This window comes from Bradyrhizobium sp. SRL28 (assembly GCF_018596315.1).
Lineage (GTDB): Bacteria > Pseudomonadota > Alphaproteobacteria > Rhizobiales > Xanthobacteraceae > Bradyrhizobium.
Window position 1 is genome coordinate 131,134 of sequence record NZ_JAHEAG010000018.1, and the last position, 21,420, is coordinate 152,553.

General features: G+C 62.6%; 20 protein-coding genes. 13 read left to right on the forward strand and 7 right to left on the reverse strand.

What is annotated here, in order from left to right:
* Positions 1–16: 16 nt before the first annotated feature.
* Complete coding sequence (gene bla / locus KIP88_RS28420) at positions 17–913, reverse strand: class A beta-lactamase (protein WP_214491404.1); 897 nt, start codon at positions 911–913, stop codon at positions 17–19.
* Between the two features lie 101 nt (positions 914–1,014).
* On the opposite strand from bla, the gene KIP88_RS28425 reads away from it, so the two are divergent.
* Positions 1,015–1,929: a LysR family transcriptional regulator gene (locus KIP88_RS28425; RefSeq protein ID WP_214491405.1), complete on the forward strand. Its 915-nt coding sequence runs from the start codon at positions 1,015–1,017 to the stop codon at positions 1,927–1,929.
* Here KIP88_RS28425 and KIP88_RS28430 read toward each other — a convergent pair whose 3' ends face one another.
* On the reverse strand, positions 1,930–3,177 hold the full coding sequence (locus tag KIP88_RS28430) for an MFS transporter (protein WP_214491406.1): 1,248 nt from the start codon (positions 3,175–3,177) through the stop codon (positions 1,930–1,932).
* A gap of 69 nt (positions 3,178–3,246) precedes the next feature.
* Positions 3,247–4,500 (reverse strand): tyrosine--tRNA ligase, encoded by a 1,254-nt coding sequence (tyrS, locus tag KIP88_RS28435; RefSeq protein WP_214491407.1) that lies wholly within the window; start codon positions 4,498–4,500, stop codon positions 3,247–3,249.
* A 175-nt stretch (positions 4,501–4,675) separates the two neighbouring features.
* Between tyrS and KIP88_RS28440 the strand changes: the two genes are divergently transcribed.
* Positions 4,676–5,776, forward strand: coding sequence for an anhydro-N-acetylmuramic acid kinase (locus KIP88_RS28440; protein WP_214491408.1), 1,101 nt, complete (start codon positions 4,676–4,678; stop codon positions 5,774–5,776).
* A gap of 115 nt (positions 5,777–5,891) precedes the next feature.
* Positions 5,892–6,569, forward strand: coding sequence for a glutathione S-transferase family protein (locus tag KIP88_RS28445; protein ID WP_214491409.1), 678 nt, complete (start codon positions 5,892–5,894; stop codon positions 6,567–6,569).
* A gap of 116 nt (positions 6,570–6,685) precedes the next feature.
* Here the strand turns inward: KIP88_RS28445 and KIP88_RS28450 are convergent, their stop codons facing one another.
* Positions 6,686–7,333 carry an alpha/beta hydrolase gene (locus KIP88_RS28450; protein ID WP_025589847.1) on the reverse strand — a complete coding sequence of 216 codons (648 nt, stop codon included), beginning with the start codon at positions 7,331–7,333 and terminating at the stop codon, positions 6,686–6,688.
* 277 nt (positions 7,334–7,610) lie between these two features.
* Here KIP88_RS28450 and KIP88_RS28455 point away from each other — a divergent pair, with 277 nt between their 5' ends.
* The 9 genes from KIP88_RS28455 (at position 7,611) to KIP88_RS28495 (ending at position 15,570) form a co-directional block, all read left to right on the forward strand.
* Positions 7,611–8,765 (forward strand): cysteine desulfurase family protein, encoded by a 1,155-nt coding sequence (locus tag KIP88_RS28455; protein ID WP_214491410.1) that lies wholly within the window; start codon positions 7,611–7,613, stop codon positions 8,763–8,765.
* An 88-nt stretch (positions 8,766–8,853) separates the two neighbouring features.
* Positions 8,854–10,335, forward strand: a complete 1,482-nt coding sequence (gene sufB / locus KIP88_RS28460) for a Fe-S cluster assembly protein SufB (RefSeq protein WP_214491411.1) — start codon at positions 8,854–8,856, stop codon at positions 10,333–10,335.
* 125 nt (positions 10,336–10,460) lie between these two features.
* Positions 10,461–11,213, forward strand: a complete 753-nt coding sequence (sufC, locus tag KIP88_RS28465; RefSeq protein ID WP_214491412.1) for a Fe-S cluster assembly ATPase SufC — start codon at positions 10,461–10,463, stop codon at positions 11,211–11,213.
* An 11-nt stretch (positions 11,214–11,224) separates the two neighbouring features.
* Entirely contained in the window at positions 11,225–12,550 is a 1,326-nt protein-coding gene (gene sufD, locus KIP88_RS28470; RefSeq protein WP_214491413.1) for a Fe-S cluster assembly protein SufD, read from the forward strand.
* Positions 12,547–13,794: a cysteine desulfurase gene (locus KIP88_RS28475; RefSeq protein WP_214491414.1), complete on the forward strand. Its 1,248-nt coding sequence runs from the start codon at positions 12,547–12,549 to the stop codon at positions 13,792–13,794. The genes sufD and KIP88_RS28475 overlap by 4 nt, the downstream gene beginning before the upstream one ends.
* Positions 13,791–14,162 carry an SUF system Fe-S cluster assembly protein gene (locus tag KIP88_RS28480; RefSeq protein WP_214491415.1) on the forward strand — a complete coding sequence of 124 codons (372 nt, stop codon included), beginning with the start codon at positions 13,791–13,793 and terminating at the stop codon, positions 14,160–14,162. Before KIP88_RS28475 ends, KIP88_RS28480 begins: the two co-directional genes overlap by 4 nt.
* 9 nt (positions 14,163–14,171) lie before the next feature.
* On the forward strand, positions 14,172–14,585 hold the full coding sequence (locus tag KIP88_RS28485) for a VOC family protein (RefSeq protein ID WP_214491416.1): 414 nt from the start codon (positions 14,172–14,174) through the stop codon (positions 14,583–14,585).
* 129 nt (positions 14,586–14,714) lie between these two features.
* A complete protein-coding gene (locus tag KIP88_RS28490; protein WP_214491417.1) occupies positions 14,715–15,104 on the forward strand; it encodes an iron-sulfur cluster assembly accessory protein in 390 nt (129 codons plus the stop codon).
* Positions 15,105–15,120: 16 nt separating this feature from the next.
* Positions 15,121–15,570, forward strand: coding sequence for a TfoX/Sxy family protein (locus KIP88_RS28495; RefSeq protein ID WP_214491418.1), 450 nt, complete (start codon positions 15,121–15,123; stop codon positions 15,568–15,570).
* 7 nt (positions 15,571–15,577) lie between these two features.
* Here the strand turns inward: KIP88_RS28495 and KIP88_RS28500 are convergent, their stop codons facing one another.
* From KIP88_RS28500 to KIP88_RS28510, 3 genes are all read right to left on the reverse strand, one after another.
* Positions 15,578–16,645 (reverse strand): GGDEF domain-containing protein, encoded by a 1,068-nt coding sequence (locus KIP88_RS28500; RefSeq protein ID WP_214491419.1) that lies wholly within the window; start codon positions 16,643–16,645, stop codon positions 15,578–15,580.
* 131 nt (positions 16,646–16,776) lie between these two features.
* On the reverse strand, positions 16,777–18,291 hold the full coding sequence (locus tag KIP88_RS28505; protein ID WP_214491420.1) for a DEAD/DEAH box helicase: 1,515 nt from the start codon (positions 18,289–18,291) through the stop codon (positions 16,777–16,779).
* A gap of 249 nt (positions 18,292–18,540) precedes the next feature.
* The gene (locus tag KIP88_RS28510; protein ID WP_308163658.1) at positions 18,541–19,074 is read right to left on the reverse strand and encodes an AraC family transcriptional regulator; all 534 of its coding nucleotides are present in this window, start codon (positions 19,072–19,074) and stop codon (positions 18,541–18,543) included.
* 448 nt (positions 19,075–19,522) lie between these two features.
* Here KIP88_RS28510 and KIP88_RS28515 point away from each other — a divergent pair, with 448 nt between their 5' ends.
* Positions 19,523–21,022 carry a caspase family protein gene (locus KIP88_RS28515; RefSeq protein ID WP_214491422.1) on the forward strand — a complete coding sequence of 500 codons (1,500 nt, stop codon included), beginning with the start codon at positions 19,523–19,525 and terminating at the stop codon, positions 21,020–21,022.
* The last annotated feature ends 398 nt before the right edge of the window (positions 21,023–21,420 follow it).

A 21,420-nucleotide genomic window follows, 5' to 3' on the forward strand; every position in this document is an offset into this window, starting at 1 on the left:
ATACCTCATCTCGCACCTAGCCAGTCGTCATGGCCGAGACCGCCCGCGCGACCGAAGCCAAAGTGGCGTTCTGCTGCGCGGTAGAAGCGGTGGCGCCAGTCAGATAGGCGGCGATCACGATGGGGGCTTTGTTGGGCGGCCAGACCACGGCAACGTGATTGTTCGTGCCTCGATCGCCGGCGCCGGTCTTGTCCCCGACGCGCCAGTCTTTCGCCAAACCTGCACGCAGTCGCGCGTCGCCGGTCTTGTTGGCGATCATCCATGCCGTCAGTTGCTCACGCGATGCAGCCGACAACGCCGTGGTTCCGAGAATGAGGGCCTGCAAATTCGAAGCCATTGCATTCGGTGTCGTGGTATCGCGGGGGTCGTCGGGCAAAGCCTCGTTGAGCGAGGGCTCATCGCGGTCCAGCCGCGTGACCTGGTCACCCAGACTTCGTGCGAAGGCCGTCAGCCCCGGAGGTCCGCCAATGCCGGCGAGCAGCAGATTGCCGGCGGTGTTGTCGCTCCGCGTTAGCGCCGCATCGCAGATTTCAGCGAGCGTCATGCCGTCGCCGCCGACACGCTTTTCAGTTACCGGTGAGTTCACGACGAGTGCGGACGCTTCGAATGTTATGCGCCGGGTCAACTGTTCCTTGCCGGCATCTACGCGCGCCAAAGTCGCCGCGGCTGCCAGCACTTTGAACGTGCTGCACATCGGAAAACGCTCGTCACCCCGATGGACATGACGCGCGCCCGTTGCTGTCTCGAGGACACAGACACCCAGCCGGCCGCCGCTCTCGCTTTCCAGACGCTTGAGGTCATCGATCAATCGTTGATTAGCGGTCGATGCACGCACCGCTTTAAGTCGGCCGCTCACGGCAGTCGCTATCAGCGCTGTGCCAAATCCAAGCTGGAACTGTCTTCTGGTGATCACTGCGAATCCCTCCTTGCTGCGAGCGGGAAGGTGCCGACGGGCCGTCGTCTTGACAAACGATCAGTTCTGCGGGCAGGCATAAGAAAAACTAGGGACAAGCAATGCGGCGCCGGACGAAGCTTTCGCACCTTCCGCTCAATGCGCTACGGGCCTTTGAAGCGACGGCGCGCCACCTGAGTTTCACCCGTGCTGGTCTGGAACTTCGAGTCACGCAGGCCGCCGTCAGTCAGCACGTGAAAGGGCTGGAGGACCGGCTTGGCGTACAGCTGTTTCGCCGGCTGCCGCGCGGCGTTGCGCTCACCGATGAAGGACAATCGCTGCTGCCGAGCATTGTCGAGGCCTTCGGCCGGCTCACCGAAACGCTCAATCGTTTTGAAGACGGTCGCTATCAGGACGTCATCTCGGTCGGTGTGGTCGGGACCTTCGCTTCGGGATGGTTATTGCCGCGGCTCGACTCTTTTAGGAAAGCCTATCCGCGGATCGATTTGCGCTTGTTCACCAACAACAACCGTATCGACATCGCGGGTGAGGGTCTCGATTTCGCGATCAGGTTTGGCGACGGCCTTTGGCACGGCACCGAGGCGACCCATTTGATGGGGGCGCCATTTACCCCATTCTGCGCGCCTTTGCTGGCTCGCAGGCTGAGCCGGCCGGCCGATCTCAAGCGCGAGGTGCTGCTGCGTTCCTACCGACAGGATGAATGGCCGCGCTGGTTTACCGCAGCGGGATTGCAGAGTCCGGTGCTCAAGGGAATGGTGTTCGATTCATCGATCACAATCGCCAGTGCAGCGGCGCGCGGCTTCGGCGTTGCGTTGTTGCCGGCGGCATTGTTTCTGGACGAGGTCCGTCAACGGCGGCTGGTCCGTCCGTTCAAGATCGAAGTGGCGCTTGGCGATTATTGGATTACGTCGCTGCACTCCCGGCGACCTTCGCCCGCGATGCTCTCATTCAAGAACTGGTTGCTTGAAACGATCGCGGCAAAAAACAGCAGCCCCGGCAAGCAGGCCGAGGCTTAGCTACCGCCGCAACGCCGGCACGACGAGAAACGGAATCATCCCGAGCACCACCGCGACCAGCGCGAAGGCGATCACGGGATCGTAGCTGTGGGTCCAGTCGTGGATCAGGCCGCCGGCCCATGCACCGAGCCCTGAGCCAAGGCCGCTGCCGATCGAGATCGTGCCGTAGATCGTGCCGACCCGCTCGCCGCGAAAGATCTTCATCGCGGTCGCCGTGATCAGCGGGCCGCGCGAACCGATCATGCTGCCGAAAGTCACGACGAAGGCCGTGAGCAGCCAGAAGTTCGGATAGTACTGCAGCAGCCAGAGCAGGATGATGCCTAGAATCGAAATGGCGTAGCTGAGCAGCACCGACGGGCGGCGGCCGATGATGCTGTCGAGTTGCGTCACGCCGAGCATGCCGAACAGCAGCACGATTCCGGAAAAGCCCCAGGCGGTCGCCGCCTGCAGCGGCGGGAAGCCGGCGTCGATCAGATAGGCGACGATCTGCGCGGCAAGCGCATACATCCCGACCGCCGTGAAGAAGAAGGTGGCAAACAGCGCCCAGAAGGCGTGGTGGCGCATGGCGCTCGTGAGCGTCCAGCCCGCGTCGACGAAACCGGGATCGGTTTTTCGGGCGATGTGCGGCGAGCCCTTGGAGAACAGCCGCCACGGCAGCAGCAGCAACGGCACCAGCAGGCAGAGCGCGACGATGCCGAAAATCTGGTAGGCGCCGCGCCAGCCGACATGATCGATCAGCAGTTGCGAGGCGGGTAGCAACACCAGCACACCCGCGCCGGCCGCGGAATAGACCACTGCCATTGCCGTCGGCAGGCGTGGGCCGAACCAACGGCCGAGCAGGATCGAATTCGGCACGTTGCCGATGAAGGCGATGCCGATCCCGACGGCGAGCCCTACACTCAACTGGAATTGCCACAGCGCTTGCGCCTGCGATGCCACCAGGAACGCGCCGCCGAGCAGCAGCAGTCCCAGCGAATACACGGTGCGGGGGCCGTAGCGGTCGAACAGCCGGCCAACCACGGGCGCCGTCAGTCCGCCGGCAAGCCAGGTCAGCGAATAGACCGAGACCACCTGGGCGCGGTCCCAGCCGAAACTCTCCGAGATCGGTTTGAGGAAGACCGTAAAGCTCTCACCGAGGCCGCGGCCGATAAGCGCCAGCGTAAAGCACAGCGCCAGCACGTTGAGCGCCACACGCCGCGACTTGAGCGGCCTGGCTAGCGCATCTCCCTCTGGCGTCTTGTTATCCATAGGACGCAGGGAGCGCGTTTCCGCAGCTCCCCGCAAGCCTCAAAAGCGAATGCGCCTATGCAGGACCGATCACGCGGGTTTCAGCAGGACGTGCTTTTTCTTCCCCATGGAAAGCTTGATGACGCCTTCCGGCGTGAGGTTGGACGGCGTCAGCACCATCTTCTCGTCGGTCACGGCGACATCGTTGACGCGCAAGCCGCCGCCCTTGATCTGGCGTCGTGCCTCGCCGTTCGATGCGACGAGACCTGCTTTCACGAACAGCCCCAGCACCCCGGCGCCGGCTTCGAGTTCGCCGGACGAAACTTCCACGGTGGGCAGGCTCTCCGCGATCGCGCCTTGCTCAAAAGTCTGCCGGGCGGTTTCGGCGGCGGTGTTGGCAGCCTCGCGGCCGTGCAACAACGCGGTGGCTTCCGTCGCCAGCACCTTCTTGGCCTCGTTGATCTCACCGCCCTGCAACGCCGCGAGCTTTGCGATCTCGCTCATCGGCAGGATCGTGAACAGCTTTAGAAACTTGACGACGTCGGCGTCCTCGACGTTGCGCCAGTATTGCCAGAAGTCGTAAGGGCTGAACTGGTCGGCGTTGAGCCACACCGCGCCCTGTGCGGTCTTGCCCATCTTGGCGCCTGACGCGGTCGTCAAGAGCGGCGTCGTCAGCGCGAACAATTGCGGCGTGCCCATACGGCGGCCGAGATCGACGCCGTTGACGATGTTGCCCCATTGATCGGAGCCGCCCATCTGCAGGCGGCATCCGGTGCGCCGCGCCAGTTCGACGAAGTCGTAGGCCTGGCAGACCATGTAGTTGAACTCGATGAAGCTCATCTCCTGCTCGCGTTCGAGACGGAGCCGCACCGAGTCCATCGTCAGCATGCGGTTGACGGAGAAATGCCGGCCGATGTCGCGCAGCATCTCGATCCAGTTCAGTTTCGTCAGCCACTCGGCATTGTCGAGCATGATGGCATCGCTCGGGCCGGAGCCGTAGCGCAGTACCTTCGCGAACACGCCGCGGATCGAGGCCTTGTTGGCCTCGATTTCCTCGATCGTGCGGATGGCGCGCGATTCATCCTTGCCGGAGGGGTCGCCGACCATGGTGGTGCCGCCGCCCATCAGGGTGATCGGCTTGTTTCCGCTCTGCTGCAGCCAATGCAGCATCATCATGGTGAGATAGTTGCCGATATGCAGCGACGGCGCCGTGCAGTCGTAGCCGACATAGGCGGCAGCCTGGCCCTTGGCGGCAAGCGCGTCGAGGCCCTCGAAATCGGAGCATTGGTGGATGAAGCCGCGATCCTGTAAAATGTTCAGGAAATCTGATTTAAATGCGGTCATGGCAGGCTGCTCTGTCATTCTATTTTCACTGTAATTCTAACGAATTGCGGAACCATGGCGGGAACAGGCTGCCTAGGGCCGGGCGCTGTGGCATTATAAGATGTCTGTGTTTGGCACAAGCTGATCGTCGTCGGCGGGACGGATCGAGCAGGGCGTTGCAAAGGCACGATTTAACATGATGTTGACCGCACTTGGTCTGATGAGCGGCACCTCGCTCGACGGGGTCGATGTCGCTATGATCGAGACCGACGGCCGCCGGGTGAACGCCCTGGGGCCCTCCGGATACCGCCCCTATACCGACTCGGAGCGCAGCCTGCTGCGGCAGGCGCTCTACGAGGCCGCCGATTTGCCGGATCGCGCGGCGCGGCCCGGCTGCCTGCGCGAAGCCGAGCGGGTCGTCACATCTGCGCATACCGAGGCGGTGGCCGCGTTTATCGCGCAACACCGGCTGCGCTTCGACGACATCGACATCGTCGGCTTTCACGGCCAGACCGTGCTGCACCGGCCCGAGAAGAAGTTGACCGTTCAGATCGGTGACGCCTCCGCGCTCGCCAGGTCGATCCACGTCCCGGTCATGTATGATTTCCGCGCTGCCGACGTCGACGCCGGCGGGCAGGGCGCGCCCTTTGTGCCGGTTTATCATCGTGCACTCGCCCAATCGCTTGACTGGGAGGGCCCGACCGTCGTGGTCAATATCGGCGGGGTCGCCAACATCACCTATATCGACGGCGACACGCTGATCGCCTGCGACACTGGCCCCGGCAACGCGCTGCTCGACGACTACATGTTCCGCTGGCTGAACCAGCGTTTCGATACCGAAGGCCGTACCGCGGCGCTGGGCAAGGTCGACGCGGCCTGGATCACCCGCGCGCTGCAGATGCCGTTCTTTTCACTGCCCCCGCCGAAATCGCTCGATCGCAACGAATTTGCGGGGCTGAAGCTTGGCGATGTACCGCCCGAAGATGGCGTGGCGACGCTGACCGCCTTTACCGCGGCTGCGATCGCCCGCGTGGTGCCACTGCTGCCGAAAGAACCCAAGAACTGGATCGTAGCCGGCGGCGGCGCCCGCAACCTGACCATGCTGCGGATGCTGCGCGAATGCCTTGCGCCGGCGACCGTCCAGGCGGCGGACACGCTGGGCTGGGCGTCCGACGCCATCGAGGCGCAGGCCTTCGGATTCCTGGCCGCGCGGGGCCTGAAAGGTCTGCCGCTGAGCTACCCCGCCACCACGGGGGTGCCGTTCCCGATGACCGGGGGCATCATCGCGCGACCCTGACAGGTTCAAGATCTGTTGATGCAATTGCATCGACCTTGACGACTGCATGCAAATGCATCTAGTTAGATGCAGATGCATTGAGCGAGGCTTGTTGGCCTTCGCCTGGGAGGTCGTCATGGCACCAAAACTCACGCTGATCAGCCACAAGCTTTGTCCCTATGTGCAGCGCGCGGTGATCGCGCTTACTGAAAAGGGCGTCCCATTCGAGCGGATCGATATCGATCTCGCCAACAAGCCGGACTGGTTCTTGAAGGTTTCGCCGCTCGGCAAAGTGCCGGTGCTGCTTGTCGAAACCAAGGACGGCGAAGCTGCCCTGTTCGAGAGCAATGTCATCTGCGAGTACATCGAAGATACGCAAGGCGGCGCAAAGCTGCATCCGCAGGATCCGCTCGAGCGTGCGCGGCATCGCGCCTGGATGGAGTTCGGCTCCACCATTCTGAGCGAATTATGGGGCCTGGAGACGACGGGTGATCCCGCGGTCTTTGAAACCAAGCGGAAGGCAGTAGCCGCGAAGTTCGCGCAGGTTGAAAACACGCTCGGCGCGGGACCATTCTTTGCCGGCAAGGATTTCAGCCTGGTGGACGCGGTGTTCGCGCCGATCTTCCGCTATTTCGATGTTTTCGATCAGTTGATCGATCTCTCGGTGTTCGCCGATACACCGAAGGTCCGCGCATGGCGAAAGGCGCTGGCGCAGCGGCCGAGCGCGCGCACGGCGGTGGGCGCCGACTATCCGCAATTGCTGCACGCGTTCCTGGTGCGCCATGACGCGCATATGCTGAAGCTCGCAGCTTAGGTAGCGCCGTGTTGCTGTAGCCCGGATGGAGCGCAGCGCAATCCGGGAATCGTCAACGCTGGCAGCGGCCCCGGATTTCGCTGCGCTCCATCCGGGCTACAAGAGGGTCAGCCGTCTTAGCGGACGTTGGCGAGCCGCATGTCGAGATAGCCGGTCACCGTCTCCATCAGCGGCTCGAGCTTGCCGTCGAAGAAATGGTTGGCGCCCGGGATGATCTGCTGATCGATCACGATACCCTTTTGGGTCTTCAGTTTCTCGACCAACGTGTTGACGTCCTTCGGCGGCACCACCGCGTCCTTCTCGCCATGCACGATCAGGCCCGAGGACGGGCAGGGCGCGAGGAAGGAGAAGTCATAGAGATTGGCGGGCGGCGCGATCGAGATGAAGCCTTCGACCTCGGGCCGGCGCATCAAGAGCTGCATGCCGATCCAGGCGCCGAACGAGAAGCCGGCGACCCAGCAGGCGCGCGCTTCAGGATTGATGGTCTGGGCCCAGTCCAGCGCCGAAGCCGCGTCCGACAACTCGCCGGTGCCGTGGTCGAACGAACCCTGGCTGCGGCCGACGCCGCGAAAATTGAATCGCAGCACCGAGAAGCCGCGATGCGCAAACGCGTAGTAGCACTGGTAGACGATCTGGTGATTCATCGTGCCGTGGAACTGCGGATGCGGATGAAGGATCATCGCAATCGGCGCGTTCTTCTGCTTGGCCGGGTGATAACGGCCTTCGAGGCGGCCCGCGGGGCCGGTGAAAATTACTTCAGGCATTGATGATCCCTAGGCAACGGACGTGATCCGGCGGAGAAGATGTGATCATGCGTCGTTGGACGATGCGCGGACGGGCGCTCCCGTGAACTGGTTGCGGCCTTCTAGCATGAGGCGAGGGGCAAAAAGCAAGCATCTTGAACATCTGGAAGGCAGTTCAAGGCGTTAGCCTGAGATTGTAAGAGACGGCGCGATCCCCAATTGCCATAAGGCATCTTGCGCGGGCGTGAGGCCGAGGCTCGCCGGAGCTGCTGGCCGTTATAGGTATTATTATACGGAAATGCCTGACCGGGTCTATCTCGACTGGAATGCGACGACGCCGCTTCGCCCCGAAGCCAGGCAAGCGATGACGGCTGCCTGGGACATGGCCGGTAATCCGTCCTCGGTTCATGCCGAAGGTCGGCAGGCGCGTCGGCTGGTCGAGGATGCACGCACCGCCATCTCCGCGGCTGTCGGCGCCCGGCCGCAGGATGTGGTGTTTACGTCTGGTGGTACGGAGGCGAATGCGCTGGCGCTGACGCCGGGACTGCGCCGGGGCGCGGGCGAACCGGTCCGTCGGCTATTGGTCTCGGCCATCGAACATACGTCGGTGCTGTCGGGCGGGCGTTTCTTGCCGGAGGCGATCGGCTCCATCCAGGTTACCGGATCCGGCCTGATCGACATCGACCATCTGCGGAGGCGTCTTGCCGTTGGGCAGCCGGCGCTTGTTTCGGTCATGCTGGCCAATAACGAGACCGGCGCGCTTCAACCGGTCGGCGAGGTCGCTGACATCGTGCATGAAGCCGGCGGGCTGTTGCATGTCGATGCAATCCAGGCGTTGGGAAAGATACCTTTTGATATCAAATTGGTGAAAGCCGATCTGGTCACGCTTTCTGCGCACAAGATCGGTGGCCCCAAAGGGGCGGGGGCGCTGGTCCTGGCGGAGGACGTGCAGGGGCTGGAGCCGCTGGTGCGTGGCGGTGGTCAGGAGCTGGGGCGGCGCGCCGGCACCGAGAATGTCGCAGGCATTGCGGCGTTCGGCGCGGCAACCACTGCCGCTATGGCCGCGTTGGCGGGGTACGCCGTGCGGCTTCAGGTTTTGCGCGAACGCCTTGAGAAGGGGTTAATGCAAACCCCTGGTATGATTGTATTTTCGGCCGATGCCCCGCGGTTACCGAATACCACCCTGTTCACCGTTCCCGGTCTCAAGGCCGAAACGGCCGTGATTGGTTTCGATCTCGGCGGTATTGCGGTATCCTCTGGTTCCGCCTGCTCGTCCGGCAAGGTCCAGCCGTCGCACGTCCTGGCTGCCATGGGGGTTGGCGGGGAACTGGCGCAGGGAGCGGTGCGGCTCAGTCTGGGCTGGTCTACCACGGAGGCAGACATTGATTTGGCCCTTGAGGCTTGGCGAAAGCTTGCCGATGCCTTACTTAGAGGGCGACGAAACACAGCTTGAAACGTTCTAAGTGAGTTTCGCCGGAACGCTTCGTCGCTGATTTGGAATTGTTCCACCGCGGTCCTTGAAACCGCGAGCGGAGGATGGAATGCCAGCCGTACAAGAGACGGTCGAGCGCGTGAAGCGCATCGACGTCGACCAGTATCGATATGGGTTTGAGACGCTGATCGAGTCCGACAAGGCCCCCAAAGGTCTCTCGGAAGACACCGTCCGCTTTATCTCAGCGAAAAAGAACGAGCCGGCCTGGATGCTGGAATGGCGTCTGGAGGCCTATCGCCGCTGGCTGACCATGACCGAGCCGACCTGGGCCCGCGTCAACTATCCCAGAATCGACTACCAGGATCTCTATTACTACTCCGCGCCTAAGCCGAAGAAGCAGATCGGCTCGCTCGACGAGATCGATCCGGAGATCCTCAAGACTTACGAGAAGCTTGGCATCCCCCTGCGCGAAGTCGAGGTGCTCGAAGGCGTCGTCAGGCCGGAAGGCGAGCGCAAGATCGCCGTCGATGCCGTGTTCGACTCGGTCTCCGTCGCCACCACGTTCCAGAAGGAATTGAAGGCGGCCGGCGTGATCTTCATGCCGATCTCGGAAGCGATCCGCGAGCATCCCGAGCTGGTGAAGAAGTATCTCGGCACGGTGGTGCCGACCTCGGACAATTACTTCGCGACGCTGAATTCCGCGGTGTTCTCCGACGGCTCGTTCGTCTACGTGCCGCCGGGCGTGCGCTGCCCGATGGAGCTGTCGACTTACTTCCGCATCAACGAGCGCAACACCGGCCAGTTCGAGCGCACGCTGATCATCGCCGACAAGGGGTCTTACGTCAGCTATCTCGAAGGCTGCACCGCACCGCAGCGCGACGAGAACCAGTTGCATGCCGCCGTCGTCGAACTCGTCACGCTCGACGATGCCGAGATCAAATATTCGACGGTGCAGAACTGGTACCCTGGCAATTCCGAAGGCGTCGGGGGCATCTACAATTTCGTCACCAAGCGTGGCGACTGCCGCGGCAACAATTCGAAGATTTCCTGGACCCAGGTCGAGACGGGATCAGCGATCACCTGGAAATATCCGAGCTGCATCCTGCGCGGCGACAATTCACGCGGCGAGTTCTATTCGATCGCGATCTCGAACGGTCACCAGCAGGTCGACTCTGGCACCAAGATGATCCATCTCGGCAAGAACACGACCAGCCGGATCATCGCGAAGGGCATCGCGGCGGGCGTTTCCCAGAACACCTATCGCGGTCTCGTCACCGCGCATCGCAAGGCGACCGGCGCGCGCAATTTTACCGCCTGCGACTCGCTCCTGATCGGCGACAAATGCGGCGCGCACACCGTGCCTTATGTGGAAGCGAAGAATTCATCCGCGCTGTTCGAACACGAAGCGACCACGTCGAAGATTTCGGAGGACGTGCTGTTCTACTGCGTGCAGCGCGGGCTCAGCCAGGAAGAAGCCGTTGGCCTCGTGGTCAATGGTTTCGTGAAGGATGTGCTGCAGCAGCTGCCGATGGAGTTCGCGGTTGAGGCGCAGAAGCTGATCTCGATCTCGCTCGAAGGATCGGTTGGATAGCGACCTCATCCTGAGGAGGCAGCGTGAGCGGCTGTCTCGAAGGATGAGAGGAAGATTGTTGGCCACGTCCTTCGAGACGCGCCTGACCGGCGCTCCTCAGGACGAGGAACAAGGAACGGAAAACAATGTCTCTACTTGAAGTCAAAAATCTGAAGGTTCGCGTCGAGGATAATGAAATTCTCCACGGGCTGACGCTCACCGTGAATCCGGGCGAGGTGCATGCGATCATGGGGCCGAATGGCTCCGGCAAATCGACGTTGTCGCATGTGATCGCCGGCAAGCCGGGCTATGAAGTCACCGACGGCGAAATCCTCTTCAAGGGCGAAGACCTTCTTGAGATGTCGCCGGATGAGCGCGCCGCCAAGGGCGTGTTCCTGGCCTTCCAGTATCCGGTCGAGATTCCGGGCGTTGCGACCATGACGTTCCTGCGCACCGCGCTCAACGCCCAGCGCAAGGCACGCGGCGAGAGCGAATACTCAACGCCGGACTTTCTGAAGAAGGTGCGCGAGGTCGCAAAGTCACTGAACATTCCGCAGGACATGCTCCGCCGCGGTGTCAATGTCGGCTTTTCCGGCGGCGAGAAGAAGCGCAACGAGATTCTGCAGATGGCTTTGTTTGAGCCAGCCGTCTGCATCCTCGATGAGATGGATTCCGGCCTCGACATCGACGCGCTCCGCGTTGCGGCCGATGGCGTCAACGCGCTGCGTTCGCCTGATCGTGCCATGGTGGTCATCACCCACTACCAGCGGCTGCTCAACTACATCGTGCCTGACTTCGTGCACGTGATGTCGAAGGGCCGGGTCGTCAAAAGCGGCGGCAAGGATCTGGCGCTGGAGCTCGAGGCTTCCGGCTACGCGCAGTTCGAAGACGCAGCCTGACAGGTATCGTGATGAATTTGGCTTTGGCAAAGAACGAGACCGGACGCGCGCTGAGCGACAGCTTCGCGGTCGCACGCGACCGGCTGCCGGGTACCGGCAAGGTCGCCGAGGCGCGAAGTGCTGCATTCGAAGCCTATGACCGTGTGGGCCTGCCGCACCGGCGCATCGAAGACTGGAAATACACCGACCTGCGCGCACTGATGCGCGAAGTGCTGCCGCTGGCGCCCGCACCGGATGCTGCCGCGCTGAAGCGGGCTGCGGCCGCTGTGAAGCTGCAGGCGGTCAAGGAGACGCGCCGGTTGGTCCTGGTGGATGGCGTGTTCGCGCCAAAACTTTCCGAACTGGATGGGCTGGAGAAGGGCGTTGCCGTAGGCACCTTGCGCGGCGTCCTGGAATCCGGCGAAGCCGCCGTGCAGGCCCAACTGTTTACGCTCGACACCGCCAATCCGATGATCGCGCTCAACACTGCGATGATGACCGACGGCGTGGTGATCGAGATCGCCAATGGCATCGTGGTGACGCAGCCGCTGCATATCATTCATGTTGCGACGGGCACCACTCCCACGGCGATGTTCACACGCTCGCTGCTGCGGCTCGGCAAGGACGCCGGCGTGACGCTGGTCGAAAGCTACATCGCAGCCGACGGCGCGAAGACCTATCAGGCCCACGACTCGCTGGTCATCTCGATCGGCGACAATTCGCGGCTCGACCATGTCCGCCTGGTCGAGGACAGCCGTGAGGCCGTCAATATTTCCTCCGCCGTGATTACGCTGGGCGCGCACGCGCATTTCAACACCTTCGGCATGACCTCGGGCGCTGCCGTCAGCCGCTATCAGGCGACGATTGCGTTCGCCGGCGAGGGCTCCCGGGTTGAGACCAATGGCGTCAATCTGCTCAATGGCCGCCAGCACGCCGACACCACGCTGTTCATGGACCACGCAGTGCCGCATTGCGCCAGCCGAGAAGTGTTCCGCGCCGTCGCCGACGACCGCGCCCATTCGGTGTTCCAGGGCCGCATCATCGTGCGCCCCCACGCGCAGAAGACCGACGCCAAGATGATGACGCGGGCGCTGCTGCTGTCCGACGAGGCCGAGGCCGACAACAAGCCGGAGCTCGAAATCTTCGCCGACGACGTCACCTGCGGCCATGGCGCCACCACGGGCGCGCTCGACGAGAGCCTGCTGTTCTACCTGCGTGCCCGCGGCCTTTCCGAGAAGGAAGCCCAAGCGCTGCTGATCCAGGCATTCGTGGGCGAGGCCATTGAATCGATCGTCAATGATGATCTGCGCGAACTCGCGATTGCAGCGGCGCACCGGTGGCTGGAGGCAAGGGGATGACAATGCATCCGGCGGTGTCCAACGGTGCATATGACGTCGCCCGCGTGCGGGAAGATTTCCCCGCGCTGGCGATGAAGATTTATGGCAAGCCGCTGGTCTATCTCGACAACGCGGCCTCGGCGCAAAAGCCGAATGCGGTGCTCGACCGCATGACGGAAGCCTACAAGAGCGAGTACGCCAACGTGCATCGCGGCTTGCACTACCTCGCCAATGCCGCGACCGAGGCTTACGAGGGCGCACGCGCCAAGGTGGCGAAATTCATCAATGCGGCGCGTAATGAAGAAATCATCTTCACCCGCAATGTCACCGAGGCCATCAATCTGGTGGCATCGTCCTGGGGCGAGCCCAATATCAAGCCGGGCGACGAGATCGTGCTCTCGATCATGGAGCACCACTCCAACATCGTGCCTTGGCACTTCCTGCGCGAACGCCATGGCGCGGTGATCAAATGGGCGCCGGTCGACGACGACGGCAATTTCCTGATCGAGGAATTCGAGAAGCTGCTGACGCCGCGCACCAAGCTCGTCGCCATCACCCAGATGTCGAACGCGCTCGGCACCTTCGTCCCGGTCAAGGAGGTCGTGAAGCTCGCCCATGACCGCGGCATTCCGGTGCTGGTCGACGGCGCACAAGGCGCGGTACATCTGCCGATCGACGTGCAGGACCTCGATTGCGATTTTTATGCCTTCACCGGCCACAAGATCTATGGTCCGACCGGCATTGGCGCGCTCTATGCCAAGCATGAGCACCTGGTGGCGATGCGGCCCTATAATGGTGGCGGCGAGATGATTCGCGAGGTGGCAAAGGATTGGGTCACCTATGGCGACCCGCCGCACAAGTTCGAGGCCGGGACGCCGCCGATCGTCGAGGCGATCGGGCTGGGTGCTGCGATCGACTACGTTAATTCGATCGGCAAGGAGCGCATCGCCGCCCACGAGCACGATCTCCTGACCTACGCCCAGGAGCGCCTGCGCGAAATCAACTCGCTGCGCCTGATCGGCACCGCGCGTGGCAAGGGACCGGTGATTTCCTTCGAGATGAAGGGCGCTCATGCCCATGACGTCGCGACCGTGATCGACCGGCAGGGGATTGCGGTGCGCGCCGGCACCCATTGCGTGATGCCGCTTTTAGAGCGGTTCAATGTCACAGCCACCTGCCGGGCATCGTTTGGGATGTATAATACCCGGGAAGAAGTCGACCATCTGACACAGGCGCTGATCAAGGCGCGGGAATTGTTCTCATGAGTGACACAGCCGAAGTCAAATCAGCCAATATGGAAACCATCTCGGCGCTGCCGCCCGAGGAAACCGAGCGGCTGGGGACCGAAATCGTCGCTGCGCTGAAGACGGTATTCGATCCGGAAATTCCGGCCGACATCTACGAGCTCGGCCTGATCTACAAGGTCGACCTCAAGGATGACCGTGGCGTCGACGTGATGATGACGCTGACCACGCCGAACTGCCCGGCGGCAGGCGAACTGCCGACCATGGTGGAGAACGCGGTCGCCAGCGTTCCCGGCGTCGGCGTCGTCAATGTGAACCTGGTGTGGGATCCGGCCTGGACGCCGGATCGCATGTCCGACGAGGCGCGCCTCGTCCTCAATATGTGGTGAAGGGATCCGTTGCCGAAATTATCCGGTGTCATCGAGACCGCGCTTTACGTTGATGACCTCGGGCGCGCCCGCGCATTCTACGAGAAGGTGCTCGGACTTGTGCCGCTGACGGCCGACTCGCGATTTCTTGCCTACGATGTCGGCGGCCGCAGCGTGTTGCTGCTCTTTCTCCGCGGTTCGACACCCGAGCCGATCCAACTACCCGGCGGCACCATTCCGCCGCATGACGGCAGCGGCCCTGTTCACATGGCTTTTGCCATTGCGGCGGCCGAACTGCCGGCCTGGGAACGGTCGCTTGGTGAGCACGATGTCGTGATCGAAGGCAGGACAGATTGGCCGCGCGGCGGAAGGAGCATCTACTTCCGCGACCCGGACAATCACCTGCTGGAGCTGGCGACACCGGGAATTTGGGCGATTTACTAGGAGACTGGCCGTTCGTTTCGACGGGTTCTGATCGAGTTCATGACGCGAGACCTTCACAGCGGGAATTTCGTTGTTATTTTAATGGTAAGATAGTTCGTCGCCATGATGCGACGCGGGAGATCGACTGCAATGGATACCACCGTCCAGTCTTCCAAGCCGAAGCCGCGGCCGCGCCCGCAGGTCATGAAACTGACCGAGGCAGCCGCGCAGCGGATTACAGAGCTGACCAAGCGCGCCGATTCCGAAATCGTCGGGCTTCGCGTCGGCATCAAGAACGGCGGCTGCGCCGGCCAGTCCTACACGGTGGAATATGCCCATGAGATCCGGCCGACCGACGAAGTGGTCGAGGACCGGGGCGTGAAGATCCTGGTCGATCCCAAGGCGGTCCTATTCCTGCTCGGCACCGAGATGGACTACAAGGCCGACAAGATGCAGGCCCAGTTCATCTTCAACAATCCGAACCAGGTCTCCGCCTGCGGCTGCGGCGAGTCGGTGCAACTGACGCCGGCGAAGGTTTAACCGTCGCGGGGTCCATATGGATCGCGACTTCCTGATCGACCTGTTCGCCGATTTCGGCCCGGTTACCATTCGCCGAATGTTTTCAGGCTTCGGTATTTCCGCCGACGGCACCAATTTCGCGCTTGCGCTGCGGGCGGGGCTTTATCTTCGCGCCGATGAACAAACGATCCCGCAGTTCGAAGCTGAAGGGTCGGCGCCATTCCAGTACCAAACCCGGACCAAGACGGTCACCGTGAATTCGTACTGGCAACTGCCGGCGCGTCTGTTTGATGATTCCGAGGAACTGGCCGATTGGGCGAGGGCGGCGCTGGCCGCAGCGCAACGCGCGGCTCTGCGCAAGCGGCCGAAGGCGCGCAAGGCGGCGAAGCCGAAGGTTTTGAGCAAGGCTGTGAGCAAGCCGGCTGCTGGCCGTAAGCTGGCGGCGAAGCGGCGCGCAGCGAAGGCGAGGAAGGCGACGCGCCGGTAATTGGCGCTCAGGCGACCTGGCTGCGGGTCTCGGCGGCGTATTCGGGATCGACTTCGCAAATCACGCGGTTGCGGCCGTTGCGCTTGGCGGCATAGAGGCAGGCATCGGCGCGCTCGATCAGCGAATCCGTGTCATCGTCGGGCTTCAGCATGGAGACGCCGACGGAGATGGTGACGCGGCCGAGAATTTCGCCGGTGGATTTCTTCTTCAACTCCTTCGCCATCACGGCGCGGCGGATGTGGTCGGCGACCGTCAGGGCCTGGCGCAGGCCGGTGTTGGGCAGCACCACCGCAAATTCCTCGCCGCCATAGCGGGCGGTGATGTCCTGGCCCTTGATGGTCTGCTTCAGCGACATGCCGACCAGTCGCAGCACCTGATCGCCGGTGAGGTGGCCGTAGGAATCGTTGAACGATTTGAAATGATCGATATCGAACATCAGCAGCGATAACGGCTCGCCACTCGCCAGCGCCGCCCGAACCGCCATGTCGAACGAGCGGTCGAAATATTTGCGGTTGCCCAATCCGGTCAGCGGATCGGTCAGGCTCTCGGCGCGGATCGCCTCGAGGCTGTGCTGGAGGTTGCTGATCTCGGTCTTTGACAGCGTCAGACGATTCTCCAGCGCCTTGTTGGTCTCCTGCATCTCGCGGGTCGATTTCATGAGACCGTCGATGATCGCCTTGAGCTGATCGCGGTTCTTGGCATTCCGGAGCTTCTCGCTGGCGCCGCTCAGCTTGGCGTCATAGCTCTGCGACATGCCGAGCGCTTCCGTGATCAGGTTCATCACGTCGTCGATTTCGCCGATCACGCGCGCGCCGACCTTGTCGATACGGTCGGAAGCCTTGATGTGCGAGAGGTAGGTTTCGTAGATCTGTTCGAGATCGGACTCGCTCAGCCTGCCGTTGCGCGCCAGCGTCTCGTTGATGATCTTGTTGAGGGGGGCATTGTATCCGGTCGCGTAGACGTACCAGATTTCGTAATTGCGCGGGACGGCGGTCTGCCGGAGGGATTTGATCTGGCCCAACGCGACTTCGGCAAACGCCAAAGTGCGTTCGTGTTCGTCCAGCAGCTTGACCACTGATCCGTCCCCAATATCGAGCAGCGCCGCTCGTTGCCGTGCCGCAATGATTAAATTATCTGCGACAGGTTAATGGAGGAGGATGAACGGCCGGTAAACAGTTCCGGCCGTTGGATCATTGCCAAGTTCGTTCAGACGCGGGCGCGAACCGGCCGCAACAGGAACGCCGGAAGATGCGAGTGATCGGCGGGCTCCGATTCAGCATCGCGCTGGGCACGCCGCGGTTCCGGACGACCGATTGAGGGCACGCGCGAAGGCTGTGCAGGAGCGGGCGGCACGAAGGCTGCGGCCGCTGCCTGCGGCTGCGGGCTGGCACTGCGGCCGGCGCCCTTGGCATGCCGCGGTTCACGGTCGCCGCTCTTTTCGCTGCGCTTGTCAGCACTCTTATCAGCGCCCTTGGCGGCGCGCGGCTCGCGCTCACGCCGTGGCTTGCGGCCGCCGCGCGAACCGTCCCGGGAACCCTCGCGTGAGCGATGTTCGCGCGGCTGATCGCTCTCGCCGGACGAATCCGAGTGCGCGCTATAATCGCCTTCGGCAGGGGGAATGTTTTGCCCGATCAGTCGTTCGATCGCAGCGATTGATTTGTTGTCGAGCGAGGTGACGATCGAAATCGCGGTGCCGGCGCGTCCGGCGCGGCCGGTACGACCGATGCGATGCACGTAGTCGTCGGCATGATGCGGTACGTCGAAATTGAAGACGTGGCTGACGGCGGGAATGTCGAGGCCGCGGGCGGCGACGTCGGAGGCGACCAGCAACGGGATCTCGCCCTTGCGGAATTGATCCAGTGCCGCGGTGCGCGCCGACTGGTCCATATCACCGTGCAGGGCGCCAACGCTGAAGCCGTGCTTCTGCAGCGATTTGTAAACGACGGCGACCTCGCGCTTGCGATTGCAGAAGATGATCGCGTTGTTGAGATCCTTGGCGTCGCGCAACAGGCGGCGAAGGATTTCGCGCTTCTCGTGCGGCTCGCGGCCGCAACCAACCTGGAACTGCGATACGCCCACCGCAGTCGTGGCGGGCTTGGAGACTTCGATACGCTCGGGATTGTGCAGGAAGGCTTCGGTGATGCGGCTGATTTCCGGCGGCATCGTCGCGGTGAAGAACAATGTCTGCCGCGTGAACGGCACCAACTTGCAGACGCGTTCGATGTCGGGGATGAAGCCCATGTCCAGCATGCGGTCGGCTTCGTCGATGACCAGCAGTTCGACGCCGGTGAGCAGGAGACCGCCGCGCTCGGTGTGGTCGAGCAGGCGGCCGGGGGTCGCGATCAAGACGTCGACGCCGCGGGTCAGTTTACTGTCCTGGTCGCCGAACGAGACGCCGCCGATCAGGAGCGCGACGTTGAGTTTCTGGCCGATGCCGTATTTGTCGAAATTCTCTTTCACCTGTGCCGCGAGTTCGCGGGTCGGCTCGAGAATCAGGGTGCGGGGCATTCGTGCCCGGGCGCGGCCCTTTTCCAGCAGGGTGAGCATGGGCAGGACGAAGGCAGCGGTCTTGCCGGTGCCGGTCTGGGCGATGCCGAGAACATCGCGGCGCGCCAGCACGTGGGGGATCGCCTGTTCCTGGATGGGGGTTGGGGTGGTGTAACCGGTGGCCGCAACCGCGGCGAGGACCTTATCGGAAAGTCCGAGATGGGAAAAAGACATTGAGCCTCTAGTCGACACCGCCGTTCGGAATCGAGGGTAAAAAGGCTGTCGCGTTTTGCCCCGAAACGGCGCGCTTTGAAAAGCTGGGGGCTCTGACTTACGCAGACGAGCGGCTAACCTAGGGAATCGCGTTTCGATCCAAGGCCGCGTTGAGCGCGAACATAGGGTCCAAATGGCCAAAGTCAATCTGGGAACCGGCCAAAAGGCCGAAAAGCCTTAATGTTTTCGAACAAATAAGCGCCGTACCTGTCATTTACCGGTCAAATCAGTCGATGCCCGGTGGTCGGATGAAGGGGCGCTGACGGGCCCTGATCGAGCGCCTTGTGCTCTGAACTCGCCGGGGGGCATCCCTACGGCTGCATGAAAGACCCGATAGAACGTCGCCAGACTCTCGAAGCCGCAGGCGCGGGCGACCTCGGCAATCGGCCGTCCTGGCGCCTCACGGAGCAACTGGCCGCTCAGGCGGATGCGCTGCGCGGTCACCGTCTGGGAAAAGCTCTGGCCTGTGCCCTCGAACAGCATGTGCACGTGGCGGACCGAAACCCCAAGCAGGTCGGCTACCGTCGCGGGTGAGAGGCTCGCTTGCGACAAACGGCGCGTGATCAACCGGCGCGCCAGAGACAGGCGGGCTGCGCGCAATGCCCGTTGTCCGCGCCGGCTTCCTGCCGCGACAATGCCGCGCTCGATCAGCGCCAGCTCCGCCAGCGCATTGACCAGCGAGGTGGATCTCGCCGTGTCACCATCCTCCACCGCCTCCTTGAAGTCGGCGTAGCTGGCATCCACAAGGGGAGCCCATCCGCGATCGCCTGATGTCTCCCGGACAACGTCATGGCAGACCAAACCAGGTGCCGGCGTTTTTTGGATTGCGGCAGCAGGCGAGCCCGCGGCCGCTGATTCCAGGTCACAATCGAGCTCACTATGCATAGCGGATGACACCTCTGCCTGCGTAAGAGCGCGTGATGTTTGAGAATCCGCTTTTCCCAGATGCGGCTCAGCCTGTCCTGAAACGGGGGAGCGGAAGTTCTGAAGTTTTTCTGAAATTAGGCATATTCGGCCAGCATAAGTGCCTTTTCCGACGGATGCCGACCCGTGGTAAGGAGATCGCGGCCCGGCGCACCTGACCGATGAGGTGCGACGAGGGGAGCCGAGTGATTGAACCGCTGTGGTGGGCGTGCCGACTACGTCATGAAGCGGCCGCAGGAGTCGGATTTTTCGTGCCGGGGGAACTTTGATGAGGCGTTGGATTTCCAGATTTTTGGCGGCAGCCGGAACGGTTGCCGCCTTCGCGGTATCTGCCGCTCCCGCTTATGCCGAAAAGCGCGTTGCGCTGGTGGTCGGCAACAACGACTACCGGAACGTGCCCAAGCTGCAGAAGGCGGTCAACGACGCCCGCACCATGGGCGATACGCTCAAGCAGCTCGGCTTCACGGTGATGGTGGCGGAGAACCAGAACCGGCAGGCGTTCAGCCAGACGCTGCTGGCGTTCGACAAGGCGGTCGATGCCGGCGACACCGCGTTCTTCTTTTTTGCCGGCCATGGCTTCGAAATCGCCGGCCAGAACTTCCTGTTGCCGACCGACGTGCCGGCGGCAACCGAAGGCCAGGAAGAGCTGGTGCGCGACGCCTCGGTGCTCGCCGACCGCATCATCGAACGGCTGCAGAACCGCAAGGTGCGCACCGCCATTCTGGTGTTCGATGCCTGCCGCAACAATCCGTTCGAGCGTACCGGCACGCGTGCAGTTGCCGGCCGCGGCGGGCTGGCACCGATGACGCAGTTGCCGGAAGGCGTGTTCTCGATCTTCTCGGCAGGGCCGCGGCAGACCGCGCTCGACCGGCTCTCCAATGACGACGCCAATCCCAATTCGGTGTTCACGCGCACCTTCGCCAAGGAGCTGACGCAGCCCGGCGCGAACCTCGTTCAGGTCGCGCAGCGCACGCGGCGTCTGGTCAGCGAACTGGCGGAGACGGTCCGCCACAAGCAGATCCCGGTCTATTTCGACCAGATGGTCGACGACGTGTTCCTGAACGGTCTTGCGAAAGTCCAGCCCGAGGCGGCGGCGAAGCCCGCCGAAGCGCTGCCAAAGCTGGCGGCCTTGCCGCCGGTGCAGCAACTCAAGCCGCAGAACGATTCCGTCAACGCGCCGATCGCGATGTTCTCGCGCCACAATGGCGGCTGGACCGTGGTGTTCTCGATCGCCGACCCGACGCTCGGCATTTCCTGGCGGCTGGGGGACGCCGGCGATTTCCGCGAGACCGGCTTCATGGACACGCTCGACCCGCGGACGCGCAAGCGGATGCCCAACCCGTCGGTCGAACTGCCGGCGGATGCGCCGGCGGCCATGATCCAGGTGCGCTATGTCGACACCAATGGCGAGTTGCAGGGCCCGTTCCCGATCCGCTTCGACCCCGAGGCCGCCCTGATCCGCGACCAGCGCAAGATCCTCGACATGACCGCGACGAGCTGGCTGTCGTTCCGCGAATTCAACGGCCTTCTGGTCTATTACACGCATCTGATGTCGTATCGCTGCGCGATCCGCGAAGTGCGCGTCGGCATCGACAGCACGGTGCCCGACAAGGTGCTGAAGATGCCGCCATGCGATCCCAGGGATCCCAGCGTCATTCCGCACGAAGCGACGCCGTATTTGAAGCTCGCGCCGCAGACCAGGTCGGTCTCGGTGGAATTGACCTATCGCGACGGCAGCGTGTCGGAGATCAAGAGTTTTCGGCGGTAGAGTTTTCGCCGCGCTGGCGGCCGTCATAACCCGCGCATACGGGATATCCAGTACGCGGCGGCCTATCCACGTCATTGCGAGCGAAGCGAAGCAATCCACATCGCGGCATAACGAAAGAATGGATTGCTTCGCTTCGCTCGCAATGACGGTGTTTAGCATCTGGCATATGTTCGCATTCTCGCGACGCGATGCGCCCGAGATTTTGTTTGAAGCCTTGTCCCTCAAACGAGAGGGAGCAGGGAATGCCGGGTGCTTGCTGCACCCGCGGTCTCGTGTGCAAATATTGCAGAGAGAGCGCACACGAGCATACAGGTACAGCCGGAGCACTCCGGCATTCCCTGCGCAATGGTTTGACGGCTTATGCCGTGCTCTCCCTGGAGACGAATTCGTTTTGCCTC